Here is a 26,125-nt window from a genome sequence, read left to right on the forward strand (position 1 = left end):
GCGCCCGCCCCCCACACCCCCGTCTGGCCGCCCCCCGCACCTGGGGTTTGGGATGGCTGCCGTAGCCCGTCCGGTGGGGGTGTGACAGACCGCCACAACTCACCATGTCTGAGAACGCGACTCGCTGTGCTCTTGCGCGCGACTCGCCCTGTCTTGGCGCGCGACTCGCCCTGTTTGAGCGCGCGACTCGCCCTGTTTGAGCGCGCGACTCGCGGGGTGGTTACGTTTTTTTGCTGGTCAGTGGGACTGTTACCAGTGGGGTCAGGGTTGGGGTTGTGCCGCCGTCGGCGCGTTCCACGATCATCTCCGCGGCGCGGCCGTTGGTGCGTAGCGTCGCGACCGCGTTGCCGAAGTACGGGCCGGCGACCTTGTCCCACTCCAGCGGCAGCGGGTCGATGTGCGGCGACCGCAGCATCCACCACCGCAGGACCGCCGCGAACGGTCGCCACCAGCCCAGCCGGAACAGCGGCCGCATCGCCGCGGGTGCCCGGTTGTGCACCGGCGAGCACACCAGCTGCCACACCGCCGCCTTCACCGCCCGCCGGAACCGCACCCGCGCCGCGTACACGTGGTGCACGTCGCCCGACAGCACGCACACCGTCGACGTCTCCGTGTCCGCGATCCGCTCGACGAGCCGCGACAGCCGGTCCGACGACGCCCGGAACGACGGCCAGTGCTCCAGGTCGGCGGTCTGCCGCAGCTTCTCCGCGAACCGCCCGCGCCACCCCGGCCGCCGGCACGCGACCTCGTTCATCGACTGCACGTGGCTGATCGCGTGCGGCATCAGCCACGGCAGCGACGACCCGATCAGCAGGTGGTCGAAGTCGCCCTCCGCGTGCTCCTCGATCCAGTCGAACTCGCTGTCGCTCACCATCGAGCGGGCGCCGCCCGACAGGATCCGACCCGAGCGGGTGTCGATCACCAGCAGCCGCACGTTGCCGAAGTCACGCCGGTAGCTCCACCGGGTGCCCTTGCGCCCGTTGACCTCCTGGCGGGCGCGGTCGGCGAAGTCGTCCAGCAGGTCGGCCGCGTCCCCGGCCCGGCCCTGCTCGAGCACCGCCGCGTACAGCTCGTCGGCGGCGAGGTCCTCGGGGCTGAGGTTGCCGATGTGCTGGTAGATCCAGTACGTGGCGAGCGCGGCCCGTTCCCGCCGCGGCCACCAGGTGGTCCGCTCCATCTCGTCCCGCCACGTCTGCGAGGTGTTCCAGTCGTCGCGCACGTCGTGGTCGTCGAAGATCATCGACGTGGGCACGGTCGACATCAGCCAGCGGGTCAGCGGCGCGGTCCACGCCTCGTGGTAGAGGTGCGCGTACTCCTCGAAGTCCGCGACCTCGATCCCGGGCGCCTCGTCGAGGGACCGCCGGCCCGCGATCCACTCCTGGGTGCCCTTCGTGGTCTCGTCGGCGTAGACCTGGTCGCCGAGCAGCATCAGCGAGTCGGGCCAGTCGATCTCGTCCTCGGTGAGCATGCGGCGCGCGTACGCGGCGAGCGCGTCCGTGCCCATCTTCTTCCGCTCCGTCGGGTCGCCGGTCTCCGGCATCCGACAGGACCCGAACACCATCAGGAACGCCGGGTCGCCGCCCTCGGGGTAGGTGCGGATCCGGCTCGGCGGGAACTCGGAGCCGGGCGGCGGCCAGACGGTCTCCCCGTCGAGCGCCACCTCGTACGGCGTCGACGTGCCGGGCGCCAGCCCGGTGACGGCGACGAGCGCGTAGTGATGTCCGGACACGGTGAACGTGTGCGCACGCGCGTTCCCGATGGAAACGGTGCACGGTTCGGCGGTCTCCACCCACACCGTCGCGGAGCGGGTGTCGACATGTCGCAGCAGCGGGCCGAGCAGCAGTCTGGGCACTCTGACATCAAACATGGCGCACCAATAAGGTGACACCCGCCCAGGTGATCCACCGCGATAGGGAGCGGCGATGGCCGATGTTCTCGAGCTCCGGCAGTACACCCTCCACCCCGGCAGGCGCGACGACCTGATCGAGCTGTTCGACCGCGAGTTCGTGGAGTCCCAGGACGCGGTAGGCGCCCAGGTCCTGGGGCAGTTCCGCGACCGCGACGACGAGGACCGGTTCGTCTGGTTGCGCGGCTTCGCCGACATGCCGACCAGGGGCCGGGCGCTCGCGGAGTTCTACGGCGGTCCGGTGTGGGCGGCGCACCGTGACAAGGCCAACGACACGATGATCGACTCGGACGACGTGCTCCTGCTACGTCCCGTGGCCGACTTCGACCTGACGGGCTTCACCCGCGGCGGTGACACCACGCTGGTCACGGTCACCATCTACCACCTGCCGGAAGGCGGCGAGGACGCCTTCGTCGACTTCTTCACCACCACCGTCGGGCCGCTGCTGGCCGACACCGGCGCCGAACCGCTGGCCGTGCTGCGCACGCTGCGTGCCGAGAACAACTTCCCGGCCCTCCCGGTCCGCGAGGACACGAACGTCGTGGCGTGGGTCGGTTCGTTCCCGGGCTCGGACGAGCTGGTGGAACACGTGCGACAGCTCGGTCGCGACACCCGCTGGACCCACGACACGCTGCCGGTGCTGACCAAGCAGCTGAGCCGCCCGCCGGAGCAGCTGCAACTGGCGCCGACATCCCGCTCCCTCATCCGGTAACGGTGAACACCGATCGGACGACCCTTCGGTCAGTAGCCCGACAGGAGGTCGCGCCATGGGTGCGCAGGAGACGTGGGAAGTGCCGGTGGTCGACGCCCTCGACCGCGAACGCACGCTCGTGGTCACGGTGTCCGAGGGACGCGTCGCGGTGGTCCCGCCACCGGGCGAGGGCTTCTACCTCCCGGCCCAGTCGGTGTGGCAGCTCCACGAGGCCGTCCGGGCAGCCGCGATCGTCGCGATGAAGGCGGGTAACGGCAACCGCGTGGCCGGCTGACCGGACCGGCTTCGGCGACGTCAGAACGCGCTGATGGTCGCGGGCATCCGCTCACCGCGGGTGAGCGCGCTCGTCATCGCCGCCTGCCCGTGGCGCTCCACCGCCATGTCGACGAGGAGGTGGCACACCGGCGCGTACACCGGTGCGGGGAACCGCGGCGTCGCCACGTCAACGCTTCGCGCCAGATCGTCGGCGTGGGTGACGATCTCGACCATGCGGGTCAGGAGGAAGTCCGCGCGGTCGAGACTCCACCCCTGCCAGGGGATCGTCACGACGTCGTGTGCCGTGCCTCCCTCGAGCATTCGCCGCGCGTCCGTCAGTGCGGCGGCGCAGCGCTCGACCATCGCGTCGAAGCCCTGCTCCGCCTCGGCCAGGTCGTTGGTCCGGTCGTTCGCGGGATCGTCCAGCGACTCGGCTGTGACCCACGCGGCGCGGCGGTAGTGGTCCGCGGCCCCGTCGAGGGGTTCCCCCGCGGCCGCAGACGAGAGGATCGTCTGGGCGTGGACGAGCTGACGTCCCAGGTGGCAGGCGAGCATGCCGACGCTCATCAGAGGGAGCGCACTGTCGCCGGACCACCGGTCTCGGACCGCCGGACGTGAGACGAGATCGAGGCCGATGACGGCTGCGTCGAGGAAGGCCGTGTCGAACGCGTCCACCGGGCCCGTGCCGGCCGACCGCGGCTCGATGTAGTCGCTCACCTGGGGTACCTCACACGTTGAAGCGGAACTCCACCACGTCACCGTCGGCCATGACGTAGTCCTTGCCCTCCATGCGGACCTTGCCCGCTGCCTTGGCCGCGGCCATGGACCCCGCCTCGACCAGGTCGTCGTACGACACGATCTCGGCCTTGATGAAGCCGCGTTCGAAGTCCGAGTGGATGACACCGGCGGCCTGCGGGGCGGTCCATCCCTTGTGGATGGTCCACGCGCGTGACTCCTTCGGCCCGGCCGTGAGGTACGTCTGCAGGCCCAGCGTCGAGAACCCGGCCCGCGCGAGCGAGTGCAGCCCCGGCTCGTCCTGCCCGATGGACTCGAGCAGCTCCCGCACCGACTCCTCGTCGTCCAGTTCCAGCAGCTCCGCCTCGACCTTCGCGTCCAGGAACACCGCCTCGGCGGGGGCGACCGACTCGGCCAGCTCCTTGCGCCGCGACTCCGACGACAGCACCGCCTCGTCCGCGTTGAACACGTACAGGAACGGCTTCGCGGTCAGCAGCGACAGCTCCCGCAGCAGCGCGCCATCCACTTCGGACTGTGCGGAGAACAGCGTCCGGCCGCCGTCGAGGATCTCCCTGGCCTTCTGCGTGGCCTCCAGCGCGGGCCGCGCCTCCTTGCGGGTGCGGGCCTCCTTCTCCAGGCGCGGCAACGCCTTCTCGACCGTCTGGAGGTCGGCCAGGATGAGCTCCGTGTTGATCGTTTCGATGTCGGAGGACGGGTCGACCTTGCCGTCCACGTGGACCACGTTGGGGTCGTCGAACACGCGGATGACCTGGCAGATGGCGTCCGCCTCGCGGATGTTGGCCAGGAACTGGTTGCCGCGTCCCTGCCCCTCCGACGCGCCGCGCACCAGACCCGCGATGTCCACGAAGGACACTGTGGCGGGGACCACGCGCGCGCTGTCGAACATCTTCGCCAGCACGTCGAGCCGCGGCTCCGGCAGAGGCACCACACCGACGTTCGGCTCGATGGTCGCGAACGGGTAGTTGGCCGCGAGCACGTCGTTGCTGGTCAGGGCGTTGAAGAGGGTGGACTTGCCGACGTTGGGCAGCCCGACGATCCCGAGGGTCAAACTCACCGGTCCAACTCTACGGCCTCGGTGTCCGGCGAATCGCGGAGACCAGCGGGTAGCACTTCCGCCACGGTCAGCGACATCACATCTGAATTGTTGGACCGCCAGAAGGATTACCCCGTTTGGCTTCTAGTCAGTTCTGATCCGCTCAACAACACTCCGTGAGCACCTGTGGCTCGATCAGGTAAACCCCATCGCAGACGAAGGACTTGGGATGACCCAACGTGAATCGCGCCGGCGAGGCCTCGGCGCGGCGTTCACGGCGGCGGTCGTCGGCCTCTCGCTGACAGCCGCCCTGCCGTCGACCGCCACCGCCGCCCCACCGGCGGCGCCGCAGGCACCCGGTGCGGGGGCCGACCTCCTCGGGAAGCAGGACCAGGAACTGATCGCCGACGCCCTCGAGGCGGGTGAGAAGACGGTCGACATCCTGGTTCTCGCGAAGGCCGGCCAGGAGAAGGCGAGCGTCGACCAGCTGAAGGCCGCGGGCGCGAAGATCAAGTACCGGGCCGACGAGCTCGGCTACGTCCGCGCCGAGGTGCCGACGGCCGACGTCGCGAAGTTCGCGAAGCTGTCCTCGGTCCTCGCGGTGGACCTCGACCGCGAGTACGGCTTCGGCGAGCCGCGCCCGCTCGGCATCGACGACCCCGACCCGCAGCCGGCCCCCGGCGCGAACACCCCGGCGGTCAACCCCTACATGCCGACCGGTGACACCGGCGCCGCCCAGTTCGTCGAGAAGAACCCCAAGTTCGACGGCCGCGGCGTGACCGTCGGCATCATCGACTCGGGCGTCGACATCGGCCACCCGTCGCTCGCGACCACCAGCACCGGCGAGCGCAAGATCGTCGACTGGATCACGGCGACCGACTCCGGCTTCACGAACGGCGTCAACAACGACGACGACCCGACGTGGATCGACATGAGCAACCCCGCCCCGGGGCAGCCCGCCACGTTCCGGTACGGCCTGTTCAACGAGCGGGACGCGCGCCTGGGCGGTGAGGTCGGCAACGACGTCAACCGCGACGGCAACCCGGCGGGCAGCATCGGCACGTACGGCGTGCTGTGGGACACCGCCACCAACACCGTCTGGGTCGACACGAACCAGGACAAGTCGTTCGCCGACGAGAAGGCGATGACCGACTACAAGGTCAAGCAGGACTCCGACGAGTTCGGCACCGACAACCCGTCGACGCCGGTCCGCGAGTCCATGCCGTTCGTCGTGCAGACCGACGCCGCCAACCAGGCCGTGAACATCGGCATCGTGTCCGGCGCCCACGGTTCGCACGTCGCGGGCATCGTCGCGGGGAACAAGCTGTTCGGCGGCACCATGAACGGCGCGGCCCCCGGCGCGAAGCTCGTGTCGGTCCGGGTCTGCCTGTTCGTCACCGGCTGCACCCGCCACGCCATGGAGGAGGGCATGGTCTACGCCGCCAAGAACGGCGTCGACGTGCTCAACATGTCGGTCGGCGGCCTCGACCCGGTCAACGACGGCGAGTCCGACACCGAACTGCTCTACAACCGCCTGATCGACGAGTACGGCGTGCAGATCTTCATCTCCGCGGGCAACGACGGCGCGGCCTCCAACACGGTGAGCCGCCCGTCGCTGGCGAGCAAGGTGATGAGCGTCGGCTCGTACATCACGAAGGCCACCTGGCAGCGCAACTACGGCTCGGACGCGATCGCCGAGGACAACCTGCACCCGTTCTCCGGCCGCGGCCCGACCGAGGCCGGTGGCTTCAAGCCGGACATCGTGGCGCCGGGCTCGGCGATCTCGACGGTCCCGACGTGGCAGCACGGCGGCCCGGTCGGCGGCACCTACCCGCTGCCCCCGGGTTACGCGATGTTCAACGGCACCTCGATGGCGTCCCCGCAGGCCGCCGGTGCCGCCGCGCTGCTGGTCAGCGCGGCCGTGCAGCGGGACGTCTCGCACGACCCGGAGCAGATCCGGACGGCGATGAAGTCCAGCGCCCGGTACCTGAAGAACTACCAGGCCTACGAGCAGGGCAACGGCCTCATCGACGTGGCCAAGGCCTGGAACATGCTGAAGGCGGACATCCGCACCACCGACATCACCTCGTCGGTCGAGATCAACACCGTGCTGTCGGACTTCCTGAGCACCCCCGACACCGGCCTCGGCATCCACGACCGGGAGGGCGTGCAGCGGGGTGACCGGTTCGTCCGCGAGTACACGTTCAAGCGCACCTCCGGCAAGGCGAGCCCGCTGACCTACCGCGTCAAGTGGGTCGGCAACGACGGCACGTTCACCTCGGCGCAGACGATCACCCTGCCGCTGAACTCGGCGGTGAAGTTCCGGGTGACCGTCAACCCGAAGTCCTCGGGCATCCACTCGGCGATCCTCAACCTGGACAGCCCGCTGACCACGGGCATCGAGTACCAGACGATGAACGTCGTCATCGCGGCCGAGGACTTCACCGCGGACAGCGGCTACCAGATCCGCCACGGCGGCGAGGTCGCGCGCAACGACGTCGACAGCTACTTCGTCCGCGTCCCGGTGGGCACGCCGGCGCTGAAGGTCGACCTGCAGGGCGGCGGCACCGCGCCGGGCGAAGGCCAGGTCCGGTTCCTGCGGTACCACCCGTACGGCCTGACCGTCGAGCGGAACACGCAGACCACGAACTGCTACAACCCGCCGGTCCCGCCGGGCAACGCCTGCAACCTGGGTGACAGCCCGACGAGCCGCACGGCGACGAACCCGACGCCGGGCGTGTGGGAGATCGTGGTCGAGGCCCGCCGCACGTCCGACGTCGCGAAGGCCCCGTACACGCTGACGGTGTCGGTGCTGGGCGCGACCGTGTCCCCGAACCCGGACACCATCGCGTCGGCGACGCTCAACCAGCCGGTCGACCGCGAGTACACGCTGAAGAACGCGTTCGGTCCGTTCACCGGCCGGGCCGCGGGCACCAACCTTGGCAGCGCCAAGGTGGCCCGCCCGTCGATCGCGCACAACGCGCAGACGCAGGTCCAGATCCCGGTGGCGGCGGGCGCGTCGCAGCTGCGGGTCAAGATCGGCAAGACGAGTGACCTGATGGCCGACCTCGACCTGTTCCTCTACAACTGCACCAGTGGCAGCTGTGCACTGACCGCGCAGAGCGCGGACAGCGACTCGGAGGAGTCGGTCACGGTGAACAACCCGGCCGCGGGCGTGTGGATCGCGCTGGTGCACGGCTACGCGGTGCCGGCGGGCACCACGGAGTACGACTACCTCGACGTGTTCAGCGGCGCCGCGTTCGGCTCGATCACCGTCGCCGACGCGAACGCGGAGCGTCCCGGTGGCGCCGAGTGGACCGTCACGGGCACGGTGACGCCGAAGGTCGTCCCGGCCGCGGGTCGCGTGCTGCTCGGCACCGTCGAGGTCCGCACGGACGCGAACGCGCTGGTCGGCACCGGTGACGTGATCGTCCAGTCGGTCTCGTAGCGGTACCTCTTCGACAGCGGCCGGGTCCGGTTGGGCCCGGCCGCTGTCATGTCCGAATACCGCGAGTGCCTCGGCGTCATGGCTGGCAGCATGGGTGACGTGCTGATTGACGAGGACCAGGGCTACCGGGCGTCGGCGTCGCGGGACACCCGTTTCGACGGCCAGTTCATCCTGGCCGTGCGGACGACGGGCATCTACTGCCGCCCGTCCTGCCCGGCCGCCATGCCGAAACGCGCCAACGTGCTGTTCTTCTCCACCGCCGCCGCGGCACAACAGGCCGGTTTCCGCGCGTGCCGCCGCTGCCTGCCGGACTCGGTGCCCGGCTCCCCGGAGTGGAACCTGCGTGCCGACCTGGCCGGGCGCGCGATGCGCCTGATCACCGACGGCGTGGTCGAACGCGAAGGCGTCCCCGGCCTGGCGAAGCGCCTCGGCTACTCGGACCGCCACGTGACGAGGGTCCTGACGGCGGAGCTCGGCGCGGGCCCGCTCGCGCTGGCCAGGGCCCACCGCGCCCACTCGGCCCGCCTGCTGATCGAGACCACGACGCTGCCGCTGGCGGACATCGCGTTCGCGGCGGGCTTCGCGAGCGTCCGCCAGTTCAACGACACGATCCGCGCCGTCTTCGCCACCACCCCGACGGGCCTGCGCGCGGCGGCGAAACGACGTGCCACCCCGACCGCGCCCGGCAAGGTGACGTTGCGCCTGCCGTACCGCGAGCCGTTCGACTACGACACTCTCCTGGATTTCCTTGCCGCACGCGCGATCCCGGGCGTGGAGTCCATAGTGGACGGATCGTACGGCCGCACGATGCGCCTCGCGCACGGCACGGGCACCGCGTGGCTGACCCCGGCGCACGGGCACATCGACTGCACGCTCTCCCTGGCCGACATGCGTGACCTGGGCAGCGCGGTGACCCGCCTGCGGCGCCTGCTGGACCTGGACGCGGACCCGGGTGCCGTCGGTGAGGTGCTGGGCGCCGACCCGGCTCTGGAAGCGTTGGTGCGCAAGAACCCCGGCCTGCGCCTGCCCGGCGCGGTGGACGGCGCGGAGATCGTGACGAGGGCGTTGGTCGGCCAGCAGATCACGGTGGCCGCGGCCCGCACGGCACTGACCACGCTCACCGCGGCGCTCGGCGAACCACTGTGCACTCCGGACGGTGACCTGACGGTGCTGTTCCCGACCCCCGCCGCGATCGCCGAACGGGGCGCGGAGGTGCTGCGTGGCCCCCGGCGCCGCACGGACACCATCCTGACGGTGAACGCGGCGCTCGCGGCGGGTGAGCTGGACGTGCACGTCGGCGCGGACCCGGAGGAGCTTTCCCAGGCGCTGCAGGAGTTCTCGGGCGTCGGCCCGTGGACGGCGGGGTACGTGCTGATGCGTGTGCTCGGTGCCCCGGACGTGCTCCTGACCGGTGACGTCGCGATGCGGAAGGGCGCGGCGAACCTGGGGCTGCCGTCCACTCCGGAGGCGTTGGAGGCGCATGCCGGCGCGTGGCGTCCGTGGCGCAGCTACGCCGGCATGCACCTCTGGTCAGCGGCCTAGGAGTGCGTCACGGCGATGTCGTGTATCACGACCTCGCCGTAGTTGCTCTCGTCGCACGGGTCGGAGTTGCCGCAGTTGGCCTGCGTGTACGCGCCCGCCTTGAAGTAACCGTCGGGGAAGCTCGCGCTGATGGTCGTCTGCAGGACACCGTTGTAGTAGGCCTTGACGCTGCCCCCGCTGACGACGAACTTCGCCTCGAACGGCGTGCCGAGCACGTAGTCGTCGTCGACGAGCTTGTGGTGGGTGGTGTCGCCCTTGGTGACGTAGAGCCGGGTGCCTTCGAGCCGGAAGACGGCCACGTCGTCGTCCCCGTCGTGGATCTGCCCGGCGACGACGTGCGGCTTGTCGGCCGGCAGGGCGGTGATCGCCTCGCGGATGACCATCGTGTGCGTGCCGTCGGTCGCGGACCAGCCCGTCTCGTCGGACCCGTCGGCGGTCATCTCCCGCAGTTCGGACCGGGGGTAGCTGGAACCGCCGGTGGTCACCCCGTTGACAGCGGACCGGAACAGGACGCCGTCGCAGTCGTCGGTGGCCCGGAACCAGGGGTCGACGGCGTAGGTGGCCAGTGCGGGCTGGGTGACCTCGTCGGGGTCCTCCTCCGCGCCGATGGGCAACTGGACCTTCCAGCCGGAGAGGTCGAGCACGTCCGCGGGGTAGTCGCACTCGCCGCCGGGTGCGTCCGCGCCGAACACGTCGACCTCGGTGATGCTGGTCCAGTCGTTGACCGTGTTGCCGTAGCCCACGACGCGCACGTACCTCGCGGCCCGGTCCACGAAGTCGTAGGTCTCGGCCTGCCGCGTGGTCCCGCTGCTGGTGCGCCGGTTGACCACGGTGGCCCATGACGTGCCGTCGGAGGAGGTCTGCACCTCGAACGTGGCGCGCCGTTCGTCCCCGTTGTGCCAGGCGATGGCGAGCGATCCGAGGGTGGTCTCGGCGCCGAGGTCGTAGCGGATCCAGACCCCGTTCCCTTCGTCGGACCACCGCGTCGACAGGTCACCGTCCAACGTGTTGGCGGCGACGTTGCCGTCGTCCCCGCTGGCGATGACCGACCGGACGGCCACCGGTTCGGCCTGTGCCACACCTCCGATCAGGAGACCGGCCATGACCGGTGCCAACACCGTTGCCGCAACCCGAACACGTCTCACGTCCACGCACCTCCGCAGTCGACTCGTTGACGTGAACCGACGCTACGGAAGTGGTACGGCTGATCGACCGTCAGTGACCGAATGTTGCCAAGGGGCCTGTCCTCGCCGGACGGGCTGATCTCGGGGAGCGGGCCTTCCGAGTCGGTCGTTGACCTGCGAAAACGCGGAAAATCGCCGGCCCAGTGCGTAACCTCAACCCCCACCCGTTCCCGGGGGCCACCCGCCATGCCAGTCTACCGGTGGTCGCCGACGGAATCGGGCTGTGGCGCGAAACTGTGGACAACCGCAGCGGTTGTGGACAACTCGCGTTCGTTGTCGGTGTCTCCTGGGACAATGGAAACCGGGGGCCGGAGGCCGCCCTACAAGCCACACCCACACGAGTTGCGGTGCATGAACGTGGTGGCCAACCGCGCCGTCTGTGGTTTGCGTGTCGGGTCGGCGATCCGGTCCAGCAGCATCCGCACCGCCGTCCGCCCCATGTCCGCGATCGGTTGCGCCACCGTGGTCACCGGCGGGTCGACGAGATCAGCCCACTCGACCTCGTCGTACCCGACCACCGCGAGGTCCCGCCCGACCCGCACCCCGCGTCGACGGCACTCGTGCAGCACCCCCGACAACATCATGTTGTTCCCGGCCACCACCGCCGTCGGCGGCGACGGCAACGACAGCAGGGAACCGAGCGCCGACGCCGCCGGCTCGGCCGCCGACGAACCGGGCACGACCAGCGACGCGTCCCACGTCAGCTTCGCCCGCCCCAGCCCGAGCCGGTACCCGAGCACCCGCTCGGTCGTCGTCGCCAGCCCCTCGGTGCCGCTGATCATCGCGATCCGCCGATGCCCCACCGAAGCCAGGTGCTGCACCAGCCCGGACGTCGCGTAGATGTTCTCCGGCCCCACCTGATCCACGTCCTGCGCCGTCGTCAACCGGTCCACGAGGACGATCGGGATTCCCAGCGACCTGAGTTCCGGCAGCACCGTCCCGGACGCGCGCGGCGACGGCGTCAGGATCAACCCGTCGACCCGCCGCGACCGCAACGTCCGCACCGCCGACTGTTCCGCCGACGGCTCGTCGTGCGTGTCCGCGAGCACCAGCGTGTAACCGGATCGGGTGATCTCGTGCTCGATGGACCGCAGTAGTTCGGCGAAATACGGGTTCGCGACCAGGGAAATCGCCACGCCGAGGGTGCGGGTGCCGCCGGTGACGAGAGAGCGCGCGATAGCGTCTCCGGTGTACCCGGTCTGCTCGACGGCGGCCAGGACCCGCGCCTTCGTCTCGGGCGCGACGGACCTGGTGGAGTTGACCACGTGCGACACGGTGGTGATCGAGACGCCGGCCAACTCGGCGACGTCCTTCATCGTGACCACGGAGGCTCCTTGATCGAGGAAGGTGCAAGCGTTTGCGCAAACGGTTGCGTCACGGTACTGACCGCCATAACTTCGCCGCAAACCAGCCCTGCCACGGAGGTAGCCATGGGACGCCGAGGTCCTGCTCTCCTCGCCGCACTCACCGTCGCCGCGCTCGCGGTCGGTTGCACCAGCACGAAGTCCGGCTCCGATGAGTCCACTGGGGACGGGAAGACCAAGATCGGCCTGGTCACGAAGACCGACAGCAACCCGTACTTCGTCGCGCTGCGGGACGCGGCGAAGGCCGAGGCCGACAAGCACGGCGCCGAACTCGTCGCGCTCGCGGGCAAGTTCGACGGCGACAACGACGGTCAGGTCGCCGCCATCGAGAACCTGGTCCAGCAGGGCGCGAAGACGATCCTGGTGACCCCCAACAACTCCACCGGCATCCTCGGTGCCATCAAGAAAGCGCGCGACCGCGGTGTCCTCGTGATCGCGCTCGACACCGAGACCGACCCGCAGGACGCGGTCGACGCCACCATCGCCACCGACAACACGAACGCGGGCCGTCTGCAGGGCCAGTACGTGAAGGCCGCGTTGAACGGCCAGCCCGCCCGGTCCATCCTGCTCGACGGCACGCCCGGCTCGACCGTGTCCGAACAGCGTCACGCCGGGTTCGTCGAGGCGGCGCAACCGGAGAACCTCGGCACCGAGGCCACCAACGGCGAACAGAACAAGGCACAGCAGGCGACCGAGAACCTCCTCCAGCGCGTCGCGGGCAGCGTCAACTCGATCTACACGCTCAACGAGCCCGCCGCCCGCGGCGCCTACAGCGCGCTGAAGGCGAAAGGCCTGGCGGACAAGGTGGTCATCGGGTCGATCGACGGCTCGTGCGACGGTGTCAACGCCGTGAAGAACGGTGAGATCGCCGTGACCGTCATGCAGTTCCCCAAGAAGATGGCGGAGCAAGGGGTCCGGTTCGCGATCGAGTTCGCGGAGTCCGGCGAGAAGCCGACCGGGTTCGTGGAGACCGAGACCGCCGTGATCACCGACAAGCCGCTCGCCGGCATCGACAGCAAGGACACCGCCTGGGGTCTCGAGAACTGCTGGGGCTGAGGAGGATGACGACCCGGGTTTCCCCGTCCGAACTGATCCTCCGCACCCCCGCCATCGGCCCGGCGATCGCGCTCGTGGTCGCCGTGGCCGTGTTCGGGCTGACCACCGACACCTTCCTCGACGTCGACAACCTGTCGCTGGTCGTCCAGCAGTCGCTGGTGATCGGCACGCTGGCGCTCGGCCAGACGCTCGTCATACTCACCGCGGGCATCGACCTCGCCAACGCGGCGATCGCCGTGCTCTCGACGTTGTTGATCGCGAAGATGACGATCAACGGCACGGACGCCCCGGTCGCGCTGGTCATCGGCATCCTCGCGGCGGCAGCGATCGGCGCGGTCACGGGCGGGCTCGTCACCGGGTTGCGGCTGCCGCCGTTCATCGTGACGCTCGGCCTGCTGACGATCGTCACCGCGGCCAGCCGTCTCTACGCGCAGGGCCAGAGCTTCCCGGTCACCGACTCGACGCTCGGGTGGCTCGGCACCACGCAGTACCTGTTCGGGCAGATCGAGGTCACCTACGGCATGGCGGTCATGCTCGCCATGTTCGTCGGCCTCTGGTACGCGCTGACGAAAACCGCGTGGGGCAAGCACGTCTACGCCGTCGGCAACGATCCGGAGGCCGCGCGGCTGTCCGGCATCCACGTCCGCCGCACGGTCCTGTCGGTGTACCTGGTGGCCGGGCTCTGTTACGGGCTCGCGGCGTGGCAGGCGCTCGGCCGCGTGCCGAACGCCGACCCGAACGCGTTCCAGCTCGGCAACCTCGACTCGATCACCGCGGTCGTCATCGGCGGCACCAGCCTGTTCGGCGGCCGCGGCAGCGTGATCGGGACGTTGATCGGCGCGTTGATCGTGGCCGTGCTGCGGTCCGGGCTGACACAGGCCGGGATCGACAACCTGTACCAGGACGTCGCGACCGGTGCACTGGTGATCGTGGCCGTCGCCGTCGACCGGTTCTCGCGGGGGAGGCAGCGATGACACCCGTGCTGGAGGCGCACGGCCTGGTCAAGCGGTACGGCCGCGTGACCGCCATGGACGGCGCCGACTTCGAGCTGGAGGCCGGCGAGGTGCTGGCCGTCGTCGGCGACAACGGGGCCGGCAAGTCGACGCTGATCAAGGCGTTGTCCGGTGCGGTGGTCCCGGACGCCGGGCAGATCCTCGTCGAGGGCAGGCCGGTGCGTTTCCACGGCCCGCTCGACGCCCGCCGGTACGGCATCGAGACCGTCTACCAGGACCTCGCGCTCGCACCCGCGCTCGACATCGCCACGAACCTGTTCCTCGGCAGGGAACGGCGTCGCCGCGGTCCACTCGGAGCGGTGTTCCGCCGCCTCGACGCGAAGGGCATGCGCCACGACGCGCGGCGTGTGCTCGACGAGCTGGGCATCGACGTGAAGTCCATGACACAGCTGGTGGAAACGCTGTCCGGTGGTCAGCGGCAGGCGGTGGCGGTGGCGCGTGCGGCGGCGTTCGGGTCCCGTGTGGTGATCATGGACGAGCCGACGGCGGCGCTCGGTGTGCAGGAGTCGGCGAAGGTGCTGGAGCTGATCGACCGGATCCGCGAACGCGGGCTGCCGGTCGTGTTGATCAGCCACAACATGCCGCACGTGTTCGAGATCGCCGACCGCGTCCACGTCCACCGGCTCGGGAAGCGGGTCGCGGTGGTGTCGCCGAAGACGCACTCCATGAACGCGGTCGTTGGCCTGCTGACCGGCGCGCTGCGCATGGGCGAGGACGGGACGATCGAGGAGGTCGGCCTGACGACCGGGCTGGGTCGCTCGTGAGACTTGTCCACAGGCCACGTCCCGTACCGCCGAAAATGTCGGTACCGCCTGGAAAAATGGTGACCGGGGGCCGGAGGCCGCCCCGCCGGGCGGGAGCGGGCTCGTGACCCTGGTCGTCGCGGTCGGCCTGTGCACGGTCGACCTGGTGCAACGCGTGCCGGAACTGCCCGCACCCGGCGACAAGGTGCAGTCGCTGTCGGTCGAGGTCGCGGCGGGCGGCCCGGCGGCGAACGCGGCGGTCGCGGTCGCCGCGCTCGGCGGCCGGGCCCGGCTGTCCACCGTGCTGGGCGCACACCCGCTGGCACGCCTGGCCGCCGAAGACCTGGCGGCCTGCGGGGTCCAGCTGACCGACGCACTGCCCGACCGGACCGCACCGCCCGCGGTGAGCGCGGTGTCGGTGCGGTCGCGCGACGGCGAACGGACCGTGGTGTCGCACAACGCGGCGGGTGTGTCCGCACCACCGGTCACGGACCTGTCGGACGCCGACGCGCTGCTGCTCGACGGTCACCACCCCGCGCTGGCACTCGACGCGGCCCGCGTCGCCAGGGCACGCGGCATCCCGGTGGTGCTGGACGCGGGCAGCTGGAAGCCGGTGCTGGCCGAGCTGCTGTCCTATGTGGACGTGTGCGCGTGCTCGGCCGCGTTCGCGTCGCAGGTGCCGCTGGACAACCCGGTCGTCGTCCGGACGCACGGCCCGGACCCGGTGACATGGCAGGCAGGCGGAGCGAGCGGTGACGTGCCGGTGCCACCGGTGACCGTCCGCGACACCGCGGGCGCGGGCGACGTGTGGCACGGCGCGTTCACGCTGGCGGTGGCCCGGCTGGGCCGCGTGCCGGACGCCGCGGACGTGCCCGGGTTGATCGAGTACGCGAACCGCGCGGCCGCGGTACGGATCGGGCACGAGGGAGCGCGGGCATGGGTGACACCGATGTCGGAGTGGTGAGTCTCGCCGACCTGGTCGCGCGGGTCCGCGGCCTGCCGGGCCGCGTCATGATCGGCATCTGCGGCGCCCCCGGCGCGGGCAAGTCGACGCTGGCGGAACGCCTGGTGGCGGCGCTGGGTGCGGAGGCGGTGCTGGTCGGCATGGACGGCTACCACCTCGCACAGGTCGAACTCGAACGGCTCGGCAGGACCGCGCGGAAGGGCGCCCCGGACACGTTCGACGCCGCCGGCTACGTGCACCTGCTGCGCCGGATCCGCGACCGCGGCGACGAGACCGTGTACGCGCCGGAGTTCCGCAGGGAGATCGAGGAACCGATCGCGGGCGCGGTGCCCGTCCGGCCCGAGCACCGGTACGTCGTCACCGAAGGCAACTACCTGCTGCTGGACGAGGCGCCGTGGCACGAGGTCCGCACGCTGCTGACGGAGACGTGGTTCCTGGCCCCGGACGAGACACTGCGCCGGGACCGGCTGATCGCCCGCCACCGGGCGTTCGGCCGCACCCTCGAGGAGGCCCGCGACCGCACGCTGGGCTCAGACGAACGCAACGCCGTGCTGATCAACGCCACACGACGCTCCGCTGACCTGGTGCTGGGCGCGGTCGCATGACACCGGGGTGCGGCAGCCGCGGCGGCGGCCCGCCGGGCCAGTACTCGAAGTGCCACCATTCGTTGTCGTAGCGGCGGTACAGCCCGAACCGCCACCCGTGTGCCTCGAGCCACCGCGCGCCTTCGACCGGACGCACGTCCATCGCGATGCCGACGACGTGCGGGGACTCGTCCGGCGGCAGCACCCGTCGTCGCGCGGCCGCCTCGGAACCGGTGCTGGCGATCTCCGTGAGGAACATCCGCCACTGCTCGGCGGCGTTCCGGTGTCCGGAGGTGAGCCCGACGAGCTGCCGGTCCCGCCACAGCGCCTCGGTGCGCGCGGCGGTGAACGCGGTGTGCGCGGCGGGCACGAGACCGCGCAGGTCCTCGTGCGGGAAACGGAGCCCGAGTGCCCACTGGGCGGCGGCGTGCCGTGCTCGCCGCCCGTGGCGGAGCCACGCGACGGGCAGCAGCAGCCGGGCGAGCACCATCGTGAGCCGGGCGAACAGGGCATCTCGTCTCATGACGACCACGGTGGCGACCGCACGTCGGCGAGCAGCGACGGGAATTCGATGAACGTGTAACAGTTCGCCCCCGGGGAGGCGCGCCGGGCCGCGCGCTGCGATCGTGGTGGTCATGCCCCGGGTGCTGTTGATCGAGGACGACGCGGCCGTGCGTGACGGCCTGACGCTCGCGTTGACCAGGCAGGGCCACACCGTGCGCGCCGCGGCGACCGGCGAGTCGGGCCTGCCGCTGCTGTCCGCCGCGGACGTGGTCGTGCTGGACCTGATGCTGCCGGGAATGGACGGCTTCGAGGTGTGCAGGCGCATCCGGGCCGCCGGGGAGCTGCCGATCATCATGCTGACCGCCCGCAGCGACGACATGGACGTGGTCGCGGGGCTGGAGGCGGGCGCGGACGACTACGTGGTGAAGCCGGTACAGCCGCGTGTGCTGGAAGCACGCATCCGCGCGGTGCTGCGGCGGGCCAAGGAGAGCCAGGCGACGGACGTCGACCGCCACGGCGACCTCGCCGTCGACCGGTCCGCGCTCGTGGTCACCAAGGCGGGCGAGCCGGTGCGGCTCGCGCCGACCGAGCTGCGGTTGCTGCTGGAGCTGTCGTCGTCGCCGGGGCGGGTGCTGAGCAGGCAGCAGCTGCTCGAATCGGTGTGGGAGCACGGTTTCCTCGGCGACTCACGACTGGTCGACGCATGTGTGCAGCGCCTGCGCGCCAAGATCGAGGACGACCCGGCGAACCCGAGGTACGTGCAGACCGTCCGCGGGTTCGGGTACCGGTTCGGCCCGCTGTGAGGCGCTGGTGGGGACTGCGGGCGCGGCTGTTCGTCGCGTTCCTGGCGCTGGTGGTGGTGACGGCCGCCGGGGTGTCGGGCGCCATGTACGTGCAGGCGCGGAAGGAGATCCTTCAGCGGTCCCAGGACGCGGCCGTGTCATCGATGCTCGCCGGCCTGGAGGCGCGGCTGCCGTTGCGCACCCTGCCGCCGACGGACGTGCAGCTGAGGTTGCTCGCGGCCGAGCTGTCGAACCGGGTCGACACGGCCGCCGCCGTGTACGGCGACCGGTGGCAGGGCGACCTGCGCCCCCGGCTGGTCCCGCCGGAGCTGCGCAGCGCCGTCGCCGGTGGGCACGTGGCGTGGCAGCGCGTCGACCTGGACGGCGACCCGGTACTGATCATCGGCACCGCGATCGGCGGCACCGAGCTGGAGGTGTACTCGCTGACGAGCCTCGGCCCGGAAGAGGCGAGCATCGACGGCATGGCGGCCCGCGCGTGGCTGGTGAGCCTCGGCGCACTGGTCGCGGCGGTGCTCCTCGCCTTCCTGGCGGCGGAAGGCGTGCTGGGCCCGGTGCGTGAGCTGCGCCGGGCGGCGTGGCGGCTGGGCGCGGGTGACCTGACCGCGCGGTCGACGGTCCGCGGCGGGGACGAGCTGGCCGGCGTGTCCGTGACGTTCAACGACACGGCGCGGGCACTGCAACACCACGTCGGCGAGCTGCGGCGCATGGAGTCGGAGGCCCGCCGTTTCGTGGCGGACGTGTCCCACGAGCTGCGCACCCCACTGGCCGCGATGACCGCGGTCACGGACGTGCTCGACGAGGAAGCGGAGACGCTGCCGCCGGACACGGCACAGGCGGCACGGCTGGTCAGCCAGGAGACGAAGAACCTGACCAGGCTGGTGAACGACCTGATCGAGATCACGAGGTTCGACTCGGGGCGTGCGACCCTGGTGACGGACGAGGTGGACGTCGCGGCGGCGATCACGTCGACGCTCGACACCCGAGGCTGGCTCACCGAGGTGGAGACCGCGCTCCCCGAAGGCATCACGGCACGGCTCGACGCGCGCCGGCTGGACGTCATCGTCGCGAACCTGGTGGGCAACGCCCTGACCCACGGCGCGGAGCCGGTGCGGGTGTCGTTGACGGCGAACGAGCAGTGGCTGACGATCCAGGTCACCGACGCCGGCACGGGCCTACCGCCGGCGGTGCTGCCGCACGTGTTCGACCGTTTCTACAAGGCCGACACGGCGCGAACCAGGTCGCCGGGCAGCGGCCTCGGCCTGGCCATCGCGAGGGAGAACGCCCACCTGCACGGCGGCACCCTGACCGCGGCCAACGCCGGAGGCGCGGTCTTCACCCTGACACTGCCAAGGGACCGGACACGATGAAACGGTTGCCGCTACTGCTGTTGCTGGCACTGACCGCCTGCGGCGTCCGCCCGAGCGTCCCGATCGAGGGCGGCCCGGCGCCGACGGAGGAGGTGACGGAACGGACGGTGCTGTACTTCCTGCACGGAACCACCCTGACCCGAGTTCTCCGCCCGCCGGTGCAGGTGAACCCGCTGGAGCTACTGGCGAAAGGCCCGACACCCGAGGAGCTGGCGGAGGGCCTGACCACCGAGGTCCCGTCGTCCGCGTCCCCGATCACCGTGGACGTCGGCGAGAACACCATCACGGTCCACGTCTCGTCCCCGATCAAGTACCTGTCCCCGCTGGCACAGTCCCAACTGGTGTGCACGGTGATCCCCCCGCACTGGCCCCCGACCACCCAGGTCATCCTGTCCGACCCCGACGAGACGCTGCTCCCGCGGACGTGCCCGTTCGACGCCTGACGGGCGTCAGCCGATCAACTCGACCCGCGACCCGGTGCGCGACTTGTGCACCTTCAGCCGGGTGGGGATGCGGTGCCGCAACTCCTCCACATGCGACACCAATCCGACGACCCGCCCACCGGCCCGCAACTCGTCGAGCGTGTCCATGACCTCGTCGAGGGTGTTGGCGTCCAGCAACCCGAACCCCTCGTCGACGAACAAGGTGTCCAGCAGGGCCCCACCGGTCTCGGCGGCGACGACGTCGGCCAACCCGAGCGCCAACGCGAGCGAGGCGAGGAACGTCTCCCCACCGGACAGGGTCTTCGCCGGCCGTGCGTGCCCGGAGTAGGCGTCGAGCACGTCGAGCCCGAGCCCACCCCGCACGCCCCGCGGCCCGGCGACATCGGTGTGCACGAACGAGAACCGCCCGTCGCTCATCCGCTGCAACCGAACGGTCGCGGCGACGGCGACCTCCTCCAGCCGGGCCGCGAGCACGTACGCCCGGAGCGACATCTTCCGAGCGTTCTGCCCCCGCCCGTTGACGACGTCGGTCAGCTCGGACAACTCGGCGAACTCGGCAAGCGCGGGCCGCAACTCCGCCCAGGCGCTCCGCAACCGGGAAGCCAACTCACCGACGTCGGCGACCCGCTGCCGAGCCCCCCGAGATGCCGCCACCGCGGTCTCCATGTCCGCCCGCGCGACGGAGTAGGCGTCGGCCGCCCCGCCGACGTCAACCCGGAGGGCCGCGTCGACACCCGCGAGGTCCGGCTCGTCCAGCACGCGCCGAACCCCGGCCTCACGAGCGGCGGCGTCCGCGAGCCGCCGCTCGAGCCCGTCGGCGTCCGCCCGCCCAGCGGCAAGCGCCGAGGAGACGTCGGCAAACCCGGCAGCGGCAAGCACCTCACGAACCGCGGTCCGCTGCTCGCTGACCCGGACCCGGGCCGCGGCCAGCTCCCCGTGCGCCGAGGCAAGCTCCTCCAACCGCGCGGCCACACCGAGCAGGTGCAGCCGCCGAGCCCCCACGTCCCGGAACCCACCACGAGCGGAGGTCAACCGCTCGGCCCGCTCATCCATGCGCTCCACCAACGCGTCCCGCTCGCGCGAGTACCCGGTCACCTCCTTCTCGGCGTTCCGCAACCGGCCGAGCACCTCGTCAGCCTCCACCTCGAGCCGACCCACGCGGTCCCGAAGCCCACGATGCTCACCGGCGACCCGAACGGCGTGCTCGTGCGCCTCGACGGCAGCGCGAAGCGCCTCGCCAAGCGCATCGGCGTCCCGCCCCCGAAGCCGATCGAGCAGGGTGGCAAGCCCCTGCTCGGCAGCAGCCAGCCGCCGCCCGGCGTCCTGGCGACCGGCATCGGCCTCCTGCTCGACCCGAACAGCCTCCCGCTCATCAGCGGCGGTCACGGAACTGGCCACCCCGACAGCCGGCACCGGATGCTCGACGGAACCACAAACGGGGCAGTGCTCACCATCGGCGAGTTCACCGGCCAACTCGGCAGCCATCCCCGCCAACCGCCGCTCCCGGATGTCCAATGTGGACTCCCGGGCGGCGAGATGAGCCTCGACCGCGGCCTGGGCGGCCGCCGCACGCTCGGCAACGACCCGCCGAGCCACCGGCACCTGCTCCGCGTCCCGCACGAGCGCGGTCAACTCTTCCCGCGCGGCGACGAGCGCGGGCAGTTCCGCCACGGCACGCGCCGCCTCGGCGAGCGCCTCGCGAGCATCGGCAAGCTCCGCGGGAAGAACGGAAACCCGCCTGTCACAAGAGGCGACAACCTCAGCAGCCTGGTCCTCCAACCACCGCAACTCCTCGACGCGCTTCTGGTCCGCTCCTTGTTGCCGCGCCTCGTCGACAAGCCCAGCCAGCGCCCCGGCAACCTCCCGCAACGCCCCGGCCCACCACCGCGTCCCGTCCGCCACGGAACCACCGGCACTCGCGACGTCACCAGCATCGGGCACATCGCCGTCACCCCGCGCGCCAACAGAGCCCGCGAAGCCTGGCAAGCCGTCGGTACCAGCGGAGCCGCCGTTGTCGACCGAGCCACGGTTGTCCGTTGAGCCACCGCGCGCCGAAGCATCGGCGCCTCCAGAGGCATAGGTGCCGGGAGAGGCGTCAGCCCCGTCGGCTGAATCACCAGCGCCAGCGGAACCGGCCGCACCGATCCAACCGCCGATGGCCGCCCTGCGGTCCATGCCTGCTGCGAAGCCCATGCTCGCCGAACCGGCGCTGCTCGCCGAACCGGCGCTGACCGTGCGGCCGTCGTCGGTTGAGCTGCCGAATCCCGGAGGGCCGAGCGTGGCGGGCCCGGCCGCCTCGTCTCCGGTGCTGTAGTCGGGGACGAGGCTCCGCAACTCCTCGGCAGTGGGCACCTCAGCGGCCAGCGCGGTGACCTTCTCCTCGCCCGCGCGGGCGCGTGCCTCCATCCGGGCCAGCTCGCGGTGAGCCGTCACCACCGGTGCCGCCTGGCGGGCAGCCGCCAACTCCGCGGCCCACGACGCCCGCGTCTCGGCCTCCGCCGCCAGCACGGCAAGCTCCGCCTCCGCGGTGGCCTTGCGCCGTACTCGCTCGGCCAGCTCCCGCCGGGCCAGCAGCTCCGCCTCGGCCTGATCGCGTGCGACCGCCGCGGCCAGCTCACGCGAAACGGCTTCCTCCGCGTCCGTCTCCGCCGCCGCGACCAGCGACGAAAGCCACGCCTCGTCCACCGTGTCATCGGTCGGCGGCTCGATACCGACCACCTGAGCCAGCCGTGCGACCAACTGCACGCACTGCAGCCGTCCCGCGTCCAGCGCGCGGTGACGGTCCGCGCGTCGATCCCGGAACCACTGCTCGACCAACGCGAAATGCTGTGTGCCGAACAGCTTCTCCAGCAGCTTCTCCCGCTCGGCCGTGTCCGCGCACAGGAAACGCGCGAACTCGCCCTGCGGCAGCAGAACCACCTGGAAGAACTGGTCCTTGCTCATCCCGAGCAGCCGCTCGATCGTCCGGCCGACCTCGTCGATACGGGTGAGCCCGTCCGGCGCGTGCCCGTTCGGCGCGGCACCGATCCACGTCAGCGACGCCTTCGCATGTTGTTTTGTGGTGCCATCACCTCGTTTCTTGGCACGCAGGTACTCAGGACTCCGGACCAGCCGCAGCCGGTGCCCGCCCAGGCTCAGCTCGAGCCGCACTTCGGTGACCACGTCCGGTTCCGCGTAGTCACACCGCAACCGCTTCGCCTGGTCGCGTACTCCGGGCACGGCGCCGAACAGGGCGAACGCCACCGCGTCCAGCAACGTCGTCTTGCCCGCGCCCGTGTCGCCGTGCAGCAGGAACAGCCCGTCCGAGCCGAGCCGGTCGAAGTCCACCACCTCACTACCGGCATACGGCCCGAACGCGGTCAGCTCCAGCCGGTGCAGCCTCACCGGTCTCCGCTCACGTCAGCGGTGAGCGGGTGCCTGCCGGGGGACGGCGCCGCGCATGCTCGGCGCCGGCCGCCGGCGGCCCGCGGTAAACAGGGTTCGGTCATGCGGCCTCCCTGCTCCCGCGCTGCCGCGCGAGTTCCGCGCGCTCGTCGTTCGCCACCGCCGCGAAAGCCTCACGCAGGAGCGCGCGCTCGCTCTCGGTGGGCTCCGCACCCCGGCAGTCGGTGACGAAGTCGCACGCCACGTCGTGGTCCGACCGGTCCCGCACGGTCGTGGCGTAGCGCAGTGGGGTGGCAAGCGACCCGCTGACCGGTCGCCAGTCCACGTGCACGGCATGGGGAAACCGCTTCTGCAGGCGGCGCAACGCGTCCGTCGGCCGCACTCTGTCGGTCAGCTCCACCGACAGGTAGCAGTCGACGAGCCGCTCGTGTTCGTCAGCGGTGAGCAACTCGTCGAGGTTTCCCGTGACCGTGGCGAGGGCACGCGGGACCGGCAGGTCCCGCCGCTCGACCCCGGCGAGCCCGCCCGCGTCCAGGTCCACCAACCACACGGCTTTGCGGTGCCGTGCTTCGGAGAACGAGTACGCCAGCGGACTGCCGGAGTAACGCAGGTGCTCGGCCAGCCGTTGGGGCCCGTGGAGGTGGCCGAGCGCCACGTAGTCGACGCCGTCGAATACCGCGCCCGGTACCTGTTCGACGCCGCCGACGGAGATCGTCCGTTCCGACGCGCTCGGGGCGCCGCCGGTGACGAACGCGTGGGCGAGCACGATGGACCGCACGCCGGCGCCGCGTGAGACGAGGTCGGCGCGCACCCGCCGCATCGCCTCCGTCAGCACACCGGCATGCCCAGCCGCATCGATGCCCAGCGAGTGCCGCGCAGGCTCCGGCTCCAGGTAGGGGATCCCGTACAAGGCAACGGGTCCATGCCTGTCCTCCAGCACCACTGGACGGTCGAGTTCAGCCACCCGGGTACGCAGGTGTAGCCCGCCTGCCGCGGCGAACTCCGCGAACGCACCGAGCCGTGGTGCCGAATCATGGTTCCCCGGCGTGATCACCAGCCGCGCGCCGGCCTGTCGGATCCGGTCGAGCACCCGGGTGCAGACCGAGACCGCCTCACCGGACGGCACCGCGCGGTCGTAGAGATCGCCGGACACCACGACGACATCGACCCGCTCGTCGACGACCAGGTCCGCGAGCCCACTCAGTACGGACTCCTGGTCGGCGAGCAGATCCCGGCCGTGGAACATCCGTCCCACGTGCCAGTCGGAGGTGTGCAGCACTCGCATGGGGGCAAAGTTAGGCGGAGGCACCGACAAAAAGCGGGAGGCGCGCCACTCGAACGAGTGAAGCCCCCAGGAAAATCGTCAGAAAATTCGTTCGTAGGCCAGGCGGAACCAGCGATGCCGGCCCGGTTCGGGGAAGTCCTCGGCGAACTCCGCCTCCCGCAGGCCCTCCTGTTCGAACACCGCCAGATCCTTCCGGCTGACCGGCCACGGCCGCGAGGCGACGGACTCGTCGTCCGCTCTGCCGAGGCAGCGGACGAACAGCGCGCCGCCCGGTGCGACCGTGTCCGCGATCGCCCGCACGGTCCGGTCGCGGAGGTCCGGTGAGATCGACTGGATCGTGTTGATCTCGACGACGATGTCGTACCGGTGTGCCCATTCTTCGGGCAGTTCCAGCAGATCAGCGACCTGGTAGTGCACCGAGGACGCCGGGAAGCGGCGTCGGCACCAGCCGATCGCCGTCTCGGACAGGTCGAACGCAGTGACCTCACAGCCGCGCCCGCTCAGCTCCTCCGCGTCGTCGCCGAGCCCGCACGCGACCACCAGCGCGCGGCTGCCAGGCGCGATCGTGCGGCGGTCCAGCCACTCCACGAGCATCGGGTGCGGGCCGAGCCGTGCCCACGGGACCTGATCCAGATCGCCGCCCACCGAGGCGTACAGATCCTCGAACGAGTCACTGTTCCAGTCCGCCACGACACCCTCCCCAAAATTGTCGGTGGTCTGGTTCATGATGCATTCCACCGGACCGAGCCCAGGAAAGGGGACGTCAGTGGAAGCGGTGTTCGGCACCGTCGCATTCGTGTTGTTGCTCCTCCTCGTCGGCGGGGCGGCGCTGTTCCGGCGGCTGTACAACGACAGCCAGCGCAGGCTGGACGACGCCGTGCTGGCCGTGCGCGAGGAGCGCGACCGGTCCGACGCGCACGCCGCTGCCTTACGTCGCTACGAGGTGATGTTCGCGTCGATCAGCGGCCGCGGTGAACTCGGCGAACAGGTGCTCGTGGAGACCGCGCGATCGCTCGGTCTGCGTGAGGGGCTGCACTTCACGTTGCAGACCGATGTGGCCGGCGGTGGGTCCGTTCGGCCGGACATGCTGCTGTCGGTCGGCGACGGCAGGCTCGTGCCGGTCGACGCCAAGATGACGATCGCCTGCTGGCTGGAGGCGGTCGAGACGGACGATCCGGAGGAGCGCGCGGACGCGTTGCGGGTGCACGTGCGCAACATCCGGTCCAGGGCGACCGAACTGGCGGGCAAGGGCTATCAGCGGTGGGCGGACGCGATCTACGGCACGATCATGTTCGTTCCGTCGGACGCGGCGGTGGTCGCGGCGCTGGACACCGATCCCGACCTGTTGCGGTGGCTGCTGGACCGGCGGGTGTTCGTGTGCGGGCCGACCGGGTTCGCGGTGATCGCGTCCGCTGCGATGCTCGCCGCGAGCGAACGGGTGCTGGCCGCCGACATCGACGCGCTGCGCGGGCAGGCGCTCGCCGCGCACCGGGCGGCGGAGAGCGCGGTGGACGCGGTGAACGTGTCGAGCACGCACCTGCAACGGTTCGTGCAGGCACGGCGACGTGAGCTGGACGCGCTGAACCAGTTCGCGGCCGCGGTCGCGCCGCTGACCGAGGCCGCGGCCAGCCCGGCGCCGCTGCCCGCGGTGCGGCGGTCCGACGAAGTGGTCACGAACCCGTCGCCTACCGCCCGTGACGCAGCACCCGGTGAGCGGTACGACGAATTGTCCGATGTGGAGGTGCCGTTGGACCGTTGACCACCCACAACTCAATAAGG

Annotated in this window: 21 protein-coding genes and 1 pseudogene; 13 read left to right on the forward strand and 9 right to left on the reverse strand. The window is 70.9% G+C overall.

The genetic code is table 11. The annotated features are described in order from the left end of the window. Positions 1–220 precede the first annotated feature (220 nt). Entirely contained in the window at positions 221–1,852 is a 1,632-nt protein-coding gene (locus tag ACIBVP_RS33980; RefSeq protein WP_396110533.1) for an alkaline phosphatase D family protein, read from the reverse strand. Between the two features lie 70 nt (positions 1,853–1,922). On the opposite strand from ACIBVP_RS33980, the gene ACIBVP_RS33985 reads away from it, so the two are divergent. Next, positions 1,923–2,618, forward strand: coding sequence for an NIPSNAP family protein (locus ACIBVP_RS33985; protein ID WP_396110534.1), 696 nt, complete (start codon positions 1,923–1,925; stop codon positions 2,616–2,618). Between the two features lie 55 nt (positions 2,619–2,673). Continuing rightward, positions 2,674–2,892: a hypothetical protein gene (locus tag ACIBVP_RS33990; RefSeq protein ID WP_396110535.1), complete on the forward strand. Its 219-nt coding sequence runs from the start codon at positions 2,674–2,676 to the stop codon at positions 2,890–2,892. A gap of 20 nt (positions 2,893–2,912) precedes the next feature. Here the strand turns inward: ACIBVP_RS33990 and ACIBVP_RS33995 are convergent, their stop codons facing one another. Together ACIBVP_RS33995 and ychF are read right to left on the reverse strand one after the other, a co-directional pair. After that, positions 2,913–3,590, reverse strand: a complete 678-nt coding sequence (locus ACIBVP_RS33995; protein ID WP_396110536.1) for a hypothetical protein — start codon at positions 3,588–3,590, stop codon at positions 2,913–2,915. A 10-nt stretch (positions 3,591–3,600) separates the two neighbouring features. Further along, positions 3,601–4,683, reverse strand: coding sequence for a redox-regulated ATPase YchF (ychF, locus tag ACIBVP_RS34000; protein ID WP_396110537.1), 1,083 nt, complete (start codon positions 4,681–4,683; stop codon positions 3,601–3,603). A 208-nt stretch (positions 4,684–4,891) separates the two neighbouring features. Here ychF and ACIBVP_RS34005 point away from each other — a divergent pair, with 208 nt between their 5' ends. Both ACIBVP_RS34005 and ACIBVP_RS34010 read left to right on the forward strand, forming a co-directional pair. Then, positions 4,892–8,110, forward strand: a complete 3,219-nt coding sequence (locus ACIBVP_RS34005; RefSeq protein ID WP_396110538.1) for a S8 family serine peptidase — start codon at positions 4,892–4,894, stop codon at positions 8,108–8,110. Positions 8,111–8,200: 90 nt separating this feature from the next. Next, positions 8,201–9,652, forward strand: coding sequence for a DNA-3-methyladenine glycosylase 2 family protein (locus ACIBVP_RS34010; RefSeq protein ID WP_396110664.1), 1,452 nt, complete (start codon positions 8,201–8,203; stop codon positions 9,650–9,652). On the opposite strand, the gene ACIBVP_RS34015 is transcribed toward ACIBVP_RS34010, so the two are convergent. Beyond that, positions 9,649–10,755, reverse strand: coding sequence for a polysaccharide lyase family 7 protein (locus ACIBVP_RS34015; protein ID WP_396110539.1), 1,107 nt, complete (start codon positions 10,753–10,755; stop codon positions 9,649–9,651). The two genes, ACIBVP_RS34010 and ACIBVP_RS34015, sit on opposite strands and share 4 nt — an antisense overlap. Positions 10,756–11,156: 401 nt before the next feature. Further along, positions 11,157–12,189 (reverse strand): annotated as a pseudogene (locus tag ACIBVP_RS34020) (LacI family DNA-binding transcriptional regulator). A 77-nt stretch (positions 12,190–12,266) separates the two neighbouring features. Between ACIBVP_RS34020 and ACIBVP_RS34025 the strand changes: the two are divergent. The 5 genes from ACIBVP_RS34025 to ACIBVP_RS34045 all read left to right on the forward strand — a co-directional run bounded on the left by ACIBVP_RS34025 (position 12,267) and on the right by ACIBVP_RS34045 (position 16,581). Next, positions 12,267–13,256, forward strand: coding sequence for a substrate-binding domain-containing protein (locus ACIBVP_RS34025; RefSeq protein ID WP_396110540.1), 990 nt, complete (start codon positions 12,267–12,269; stop codon positions 13,254–13,256). 5 nt (positions 13,257–13,261) lie between these two features. After that, the gene (locus tag ACIBVP_RS34030) at positions 13,262–14,230 is read left to right on the forward strand and encodes an ABC transporter permease (RefSeq protein WP_396110541.1); all 969 of its coding nucleotides are present in this window, start codon (positions 13,262–13,264) and stop codon (positions 14,228–14,230) included. Further along, positions 14,227–15,033: an ATP-binding cassette domain-containing protein gene (locus ACIBVP_RS34035; RefSeq protein ID WP_396110543.1), complete on the forward strand. Its 807-nt coding sequence runs from the start codon at positions 14,227–14,229 to the stop codon at positions 15,031–15,033. The genes ACIBVP_RS34030 and ACIBVP_RS34035 overlap by 4 nt, the downstream gene beginning before the upstream one ends. Positions 15,034–15,142: 109 nt before the next feature. Next, the gene (locus ACIBVP_RS34040) at positions 15,143–15,976 is read left to right on the forward strand and encodes a PfkB family carbohydrate kinase (RefSeq protein WP_396110665.1); all 834 of its coding nucleotides are present in this window, start codon (positions 15,143–15,145) and stop codon (positions 15,974–15,976) included. A 47-nt stretch (positions 15,977–16,023) separates the two neighbouring features. Continuing rightward, complete coding sequence (locus tag ACIBVP_RS34045; protein ID WP_396110666.1) at positions 16,024–16,581, forward strand: nucleoside/nucleotide kinase family protein; 558 nt, start codon at positions 16,024–16,026, stop codon at positions 16,579–16,581. Here ACIBVP_RS34045 and ACIBVP_RS34050 read toward each other — a convergent pair. Further along, on the reverse strand, positions 16,532–17,083 hold the full coding sequence (locus tag ACIBVP_RS34050) for a D-alanyl-D-alanine carboxypeptidase (protein WP_396110544.1): 552 nt from the start codon (positions 17,081–17,083) through the stop codon (positions 16,532–16,534). The two genes, ACIBVP_RS34045 and ACIBVP_RS34050, sit on opposite strands and share 50 nt — an antisense overlap. Before the next feature lie 112 nt (positions 17,084–17,195). Between ACIBVP_RS34050 and ACIBVP_RS34055 the strand changes: the two genes are divergently transcribed. Genes ACIBVP_RS34055 through ACIBVP_RS34065 form a run of 3 tightly spaced genes read left to right on the forward strand, consistent with a single transcriptional unit; the run spans position 17,196 to position 19,677 of the window. Beyond that, complete coding sequence (locus tag ACIBVP_RS34055; RefSeq protein WP_396110545.1) at positions 17,196–17,867, forward strand: response regulator; 672 nt, start codon at positions 17,196–17,198, stop codon at positions 17,865–17,867. Next, positions 17,864–19,234, forward strand: coding sequence for an ATP-binding protein (locus tag ACIBVP_RS34060; protein ID WP_396110546.1), 1,371 nt, complete (start codon positions 17,864–17,866; stop codon positions 19,232–19,234). Before ACIBVP_RS34055 ends, ACIBVP_RS34060 begins: the two co-directional genes overlap by 4 nt. After that, positions 19,231–19,677 carry a hypothetical protein gene (locus ACIBVP_RS34065; RefSeq protein WP_396110547.1) on the forward strand — a complete coding sequence of 149 codons (447 nt, stop codon included), beginning with the start codon at positions 19,231–19,233 and terminating at the stop codon, positions 19,675–19,677. Before ACIBVP_RS34060 ends, ACIBVP_RS34065 begins: the two co-directional genes overlap by 4 nt. Positions 19,678–19,683: 6 nt before the next feature. Here ACIBVP_RS34065 and ACIBVP_RS34070 read toward each other — a convergent pair whose 3' ends face one another. The 3 genes from ACIBVP_RS34070 to ACIBVP_RS34080 all read right to left on the reverse strand — a co-directional run bounded on the left by ACIBVP_RS34070 (position 19,684) and on the right by ACIBVP_RS34080 (position 25,072). Then, on the reverse strand, positions 19,684–23,061 hold the full coding sequence (locus ACIBVP_RS34070) for an AAA family ATPase (RefSeq protein WP_396110548.1): 3,378 nt from the start codon (positions 23,059–23,061) through the stop codon (positions 19,684–19,686). 100 nt (positions 23,062–23,161) lie between these two features. Then, on the reverse strand, positions 23,162–24,346 hold the full coding sequence (locus ACIBVP_RS34075; RefSeq protein WP_396110549.1) for an exonuclease SbcCD subunit D: 1,185 nt from the start codon (positions 24,344–24,346) through the stop codon (positions 23,162–23,164). A 78-nt stretch (positions 24,347–24,424) separates the two neighbouring features. After that, a complete protein-coding gene (locus ACIBVP_RS34080) occupies positions 24,425–25,072 on the reverse strand; it encodes a class I SAM-dependent methyltransferase (protein ID WP_396110550.1) in 648 nt (215 codons plus the stop codon). A 1-nt stretch (position 25,073) separates the two neighbouring features. Here ACIBVP_RS34080 and ACIBVP_RS34085 point away from each other — a divergent pair, with 1 nt between their 5' ends. Continuing rightward, positions 25,074–26,105, forward strand: coding sequence for a DNA recombination protein RmuC (locus ACIBVP_RS34085; RefSeq protein WP_396110667.1), 1,032 nt, complete (start codon positions 25,074–25,076; stop codon positions 26,103–26,105). Positions 26,106–26,125: the final 20 nt, after the last annotated feature.

Origin of the sequence: Actinophytocola sp. NPDC049390, from assembly GCF_044466355.1 — a bacterium.
GTDB lineage: Bacteria > Actinomycetota > Actinomycetes > Mycobacteriales > Pseudonocardiaceae > Actinophytocola.

Excerpts from the sequence above, each read along its gene's own strand:
- ACIBVP_RS33985 (WP_396110534.1), top strand. The coding sequence starts at position 1,923 with ATGGCCGATGTTCTCGAGCTCCGGCAGTACACCCTCCACCCCGGCAGG.
- ACIBVP_RS33990 (WP_396110535.1), top strand. The coding sequence starts at position 2,674 with ATGGGTGCGCAGGAGACGTGGGAAGTGCCGGTGGTCGACGCCCTCGAC.
- ACIBVP_RS34005 (WP_396110538.1), top strand. The coding sequence starts at position 4,892 with ATGACCCAACGTGAATCGCGCCGGCGAGGCCTCGGCGCGGCGTTCACG.
- ACIBVP_RS34010 (WP_396110664.1), top strand. The coding sequence starts at position 8,201 with ATGGGTGACGTGCTGATTGACGAGGACCAGGGCTACCGGGCGTCGGCG.
- ACIBVP_RS34015 (WP_396110539.1), bottom strand. The coding sequence starts at position 10,755 with ATGGCCGGTCTCCTGATCGGAGGTGTGGCACAGGCCGAACCGGTGGCC.
- ACIBVP_RS34025 (WP_396110540.1), top strand. The coding sequence starts at position 12,267 with ATGGGACGCCGAGGTCCTGCTCTCCTCGCCGCACTCACCGTCGCCGCG.
- ACIBVP_RS34030 (WP_396110541.1), top strand. The coding sequence starts at position 13,262 with ATGACGACCCGGGTTTCCCCGTCCGAACTGATCCTCCGCACCCCCGCC.
- ACIBVP_RS34035 (WP_396110543.1), top strand. The coding sequence starts at position 14,227 with ATGACACCCGTGCTGGAGGCGCACGGCCTGGTCAAGCGGTACGGCCGC.
- ACIBVP_RS34045 (WP_396110666.1), top strand. The coding sequence starts at position 16,024 with ATGATCGGCATCTGCGGCGCCCCCGGCGCGGGCAAGTCGACGCTGGCG.
- ACIBVP_RS34050 (WP_396110544.1), bottom strand. The coding sequence starts at position 17,083 with ATGAGACGAGATGCCCTGTTCGCCCGGCTCACGATGGTGCTCGCCCGG.
- ACIBVP_RS34055 (WP_396110545.1), top strand. The coding sequence starts at position 17,196 with ATGCCCCGGGTGCTGTTGATCGAGGACGACGCGGCCGTGCGTGACGGC.
- ACIBVP_RS34065 (WP_396110547.1), top strand. The coding sequence starts at position 19,231 with ATGAAACGGTTGCCGCTACTGCTGTTGCTGGCACTGACCGCCTGCGGC.
- ACIBVP_RS34075 (WP_396110549.1), bottom strand. The coding sequence starts at position 24,346 with ATGCGAGTGCTGCACACCTCCGACTGGCACGTGGGACGGATGTTCCAC.
- ACIBVP_RS34080 (WP_396110550.1), bottom strand. The coding sequence starts at position 25,072 with ATGAACCAGACCACCGACAATTTTGGGGAGGGTGTCGTGGCGGACTGG.
- ACIBVP_RS34085 (WP_396110667.1), top strand. The coding sequence starts at position 25,074 with ATGCATTCCACCGGACCGAGCCCAGGAAAGGGGACGTCAGTGGAAGCG.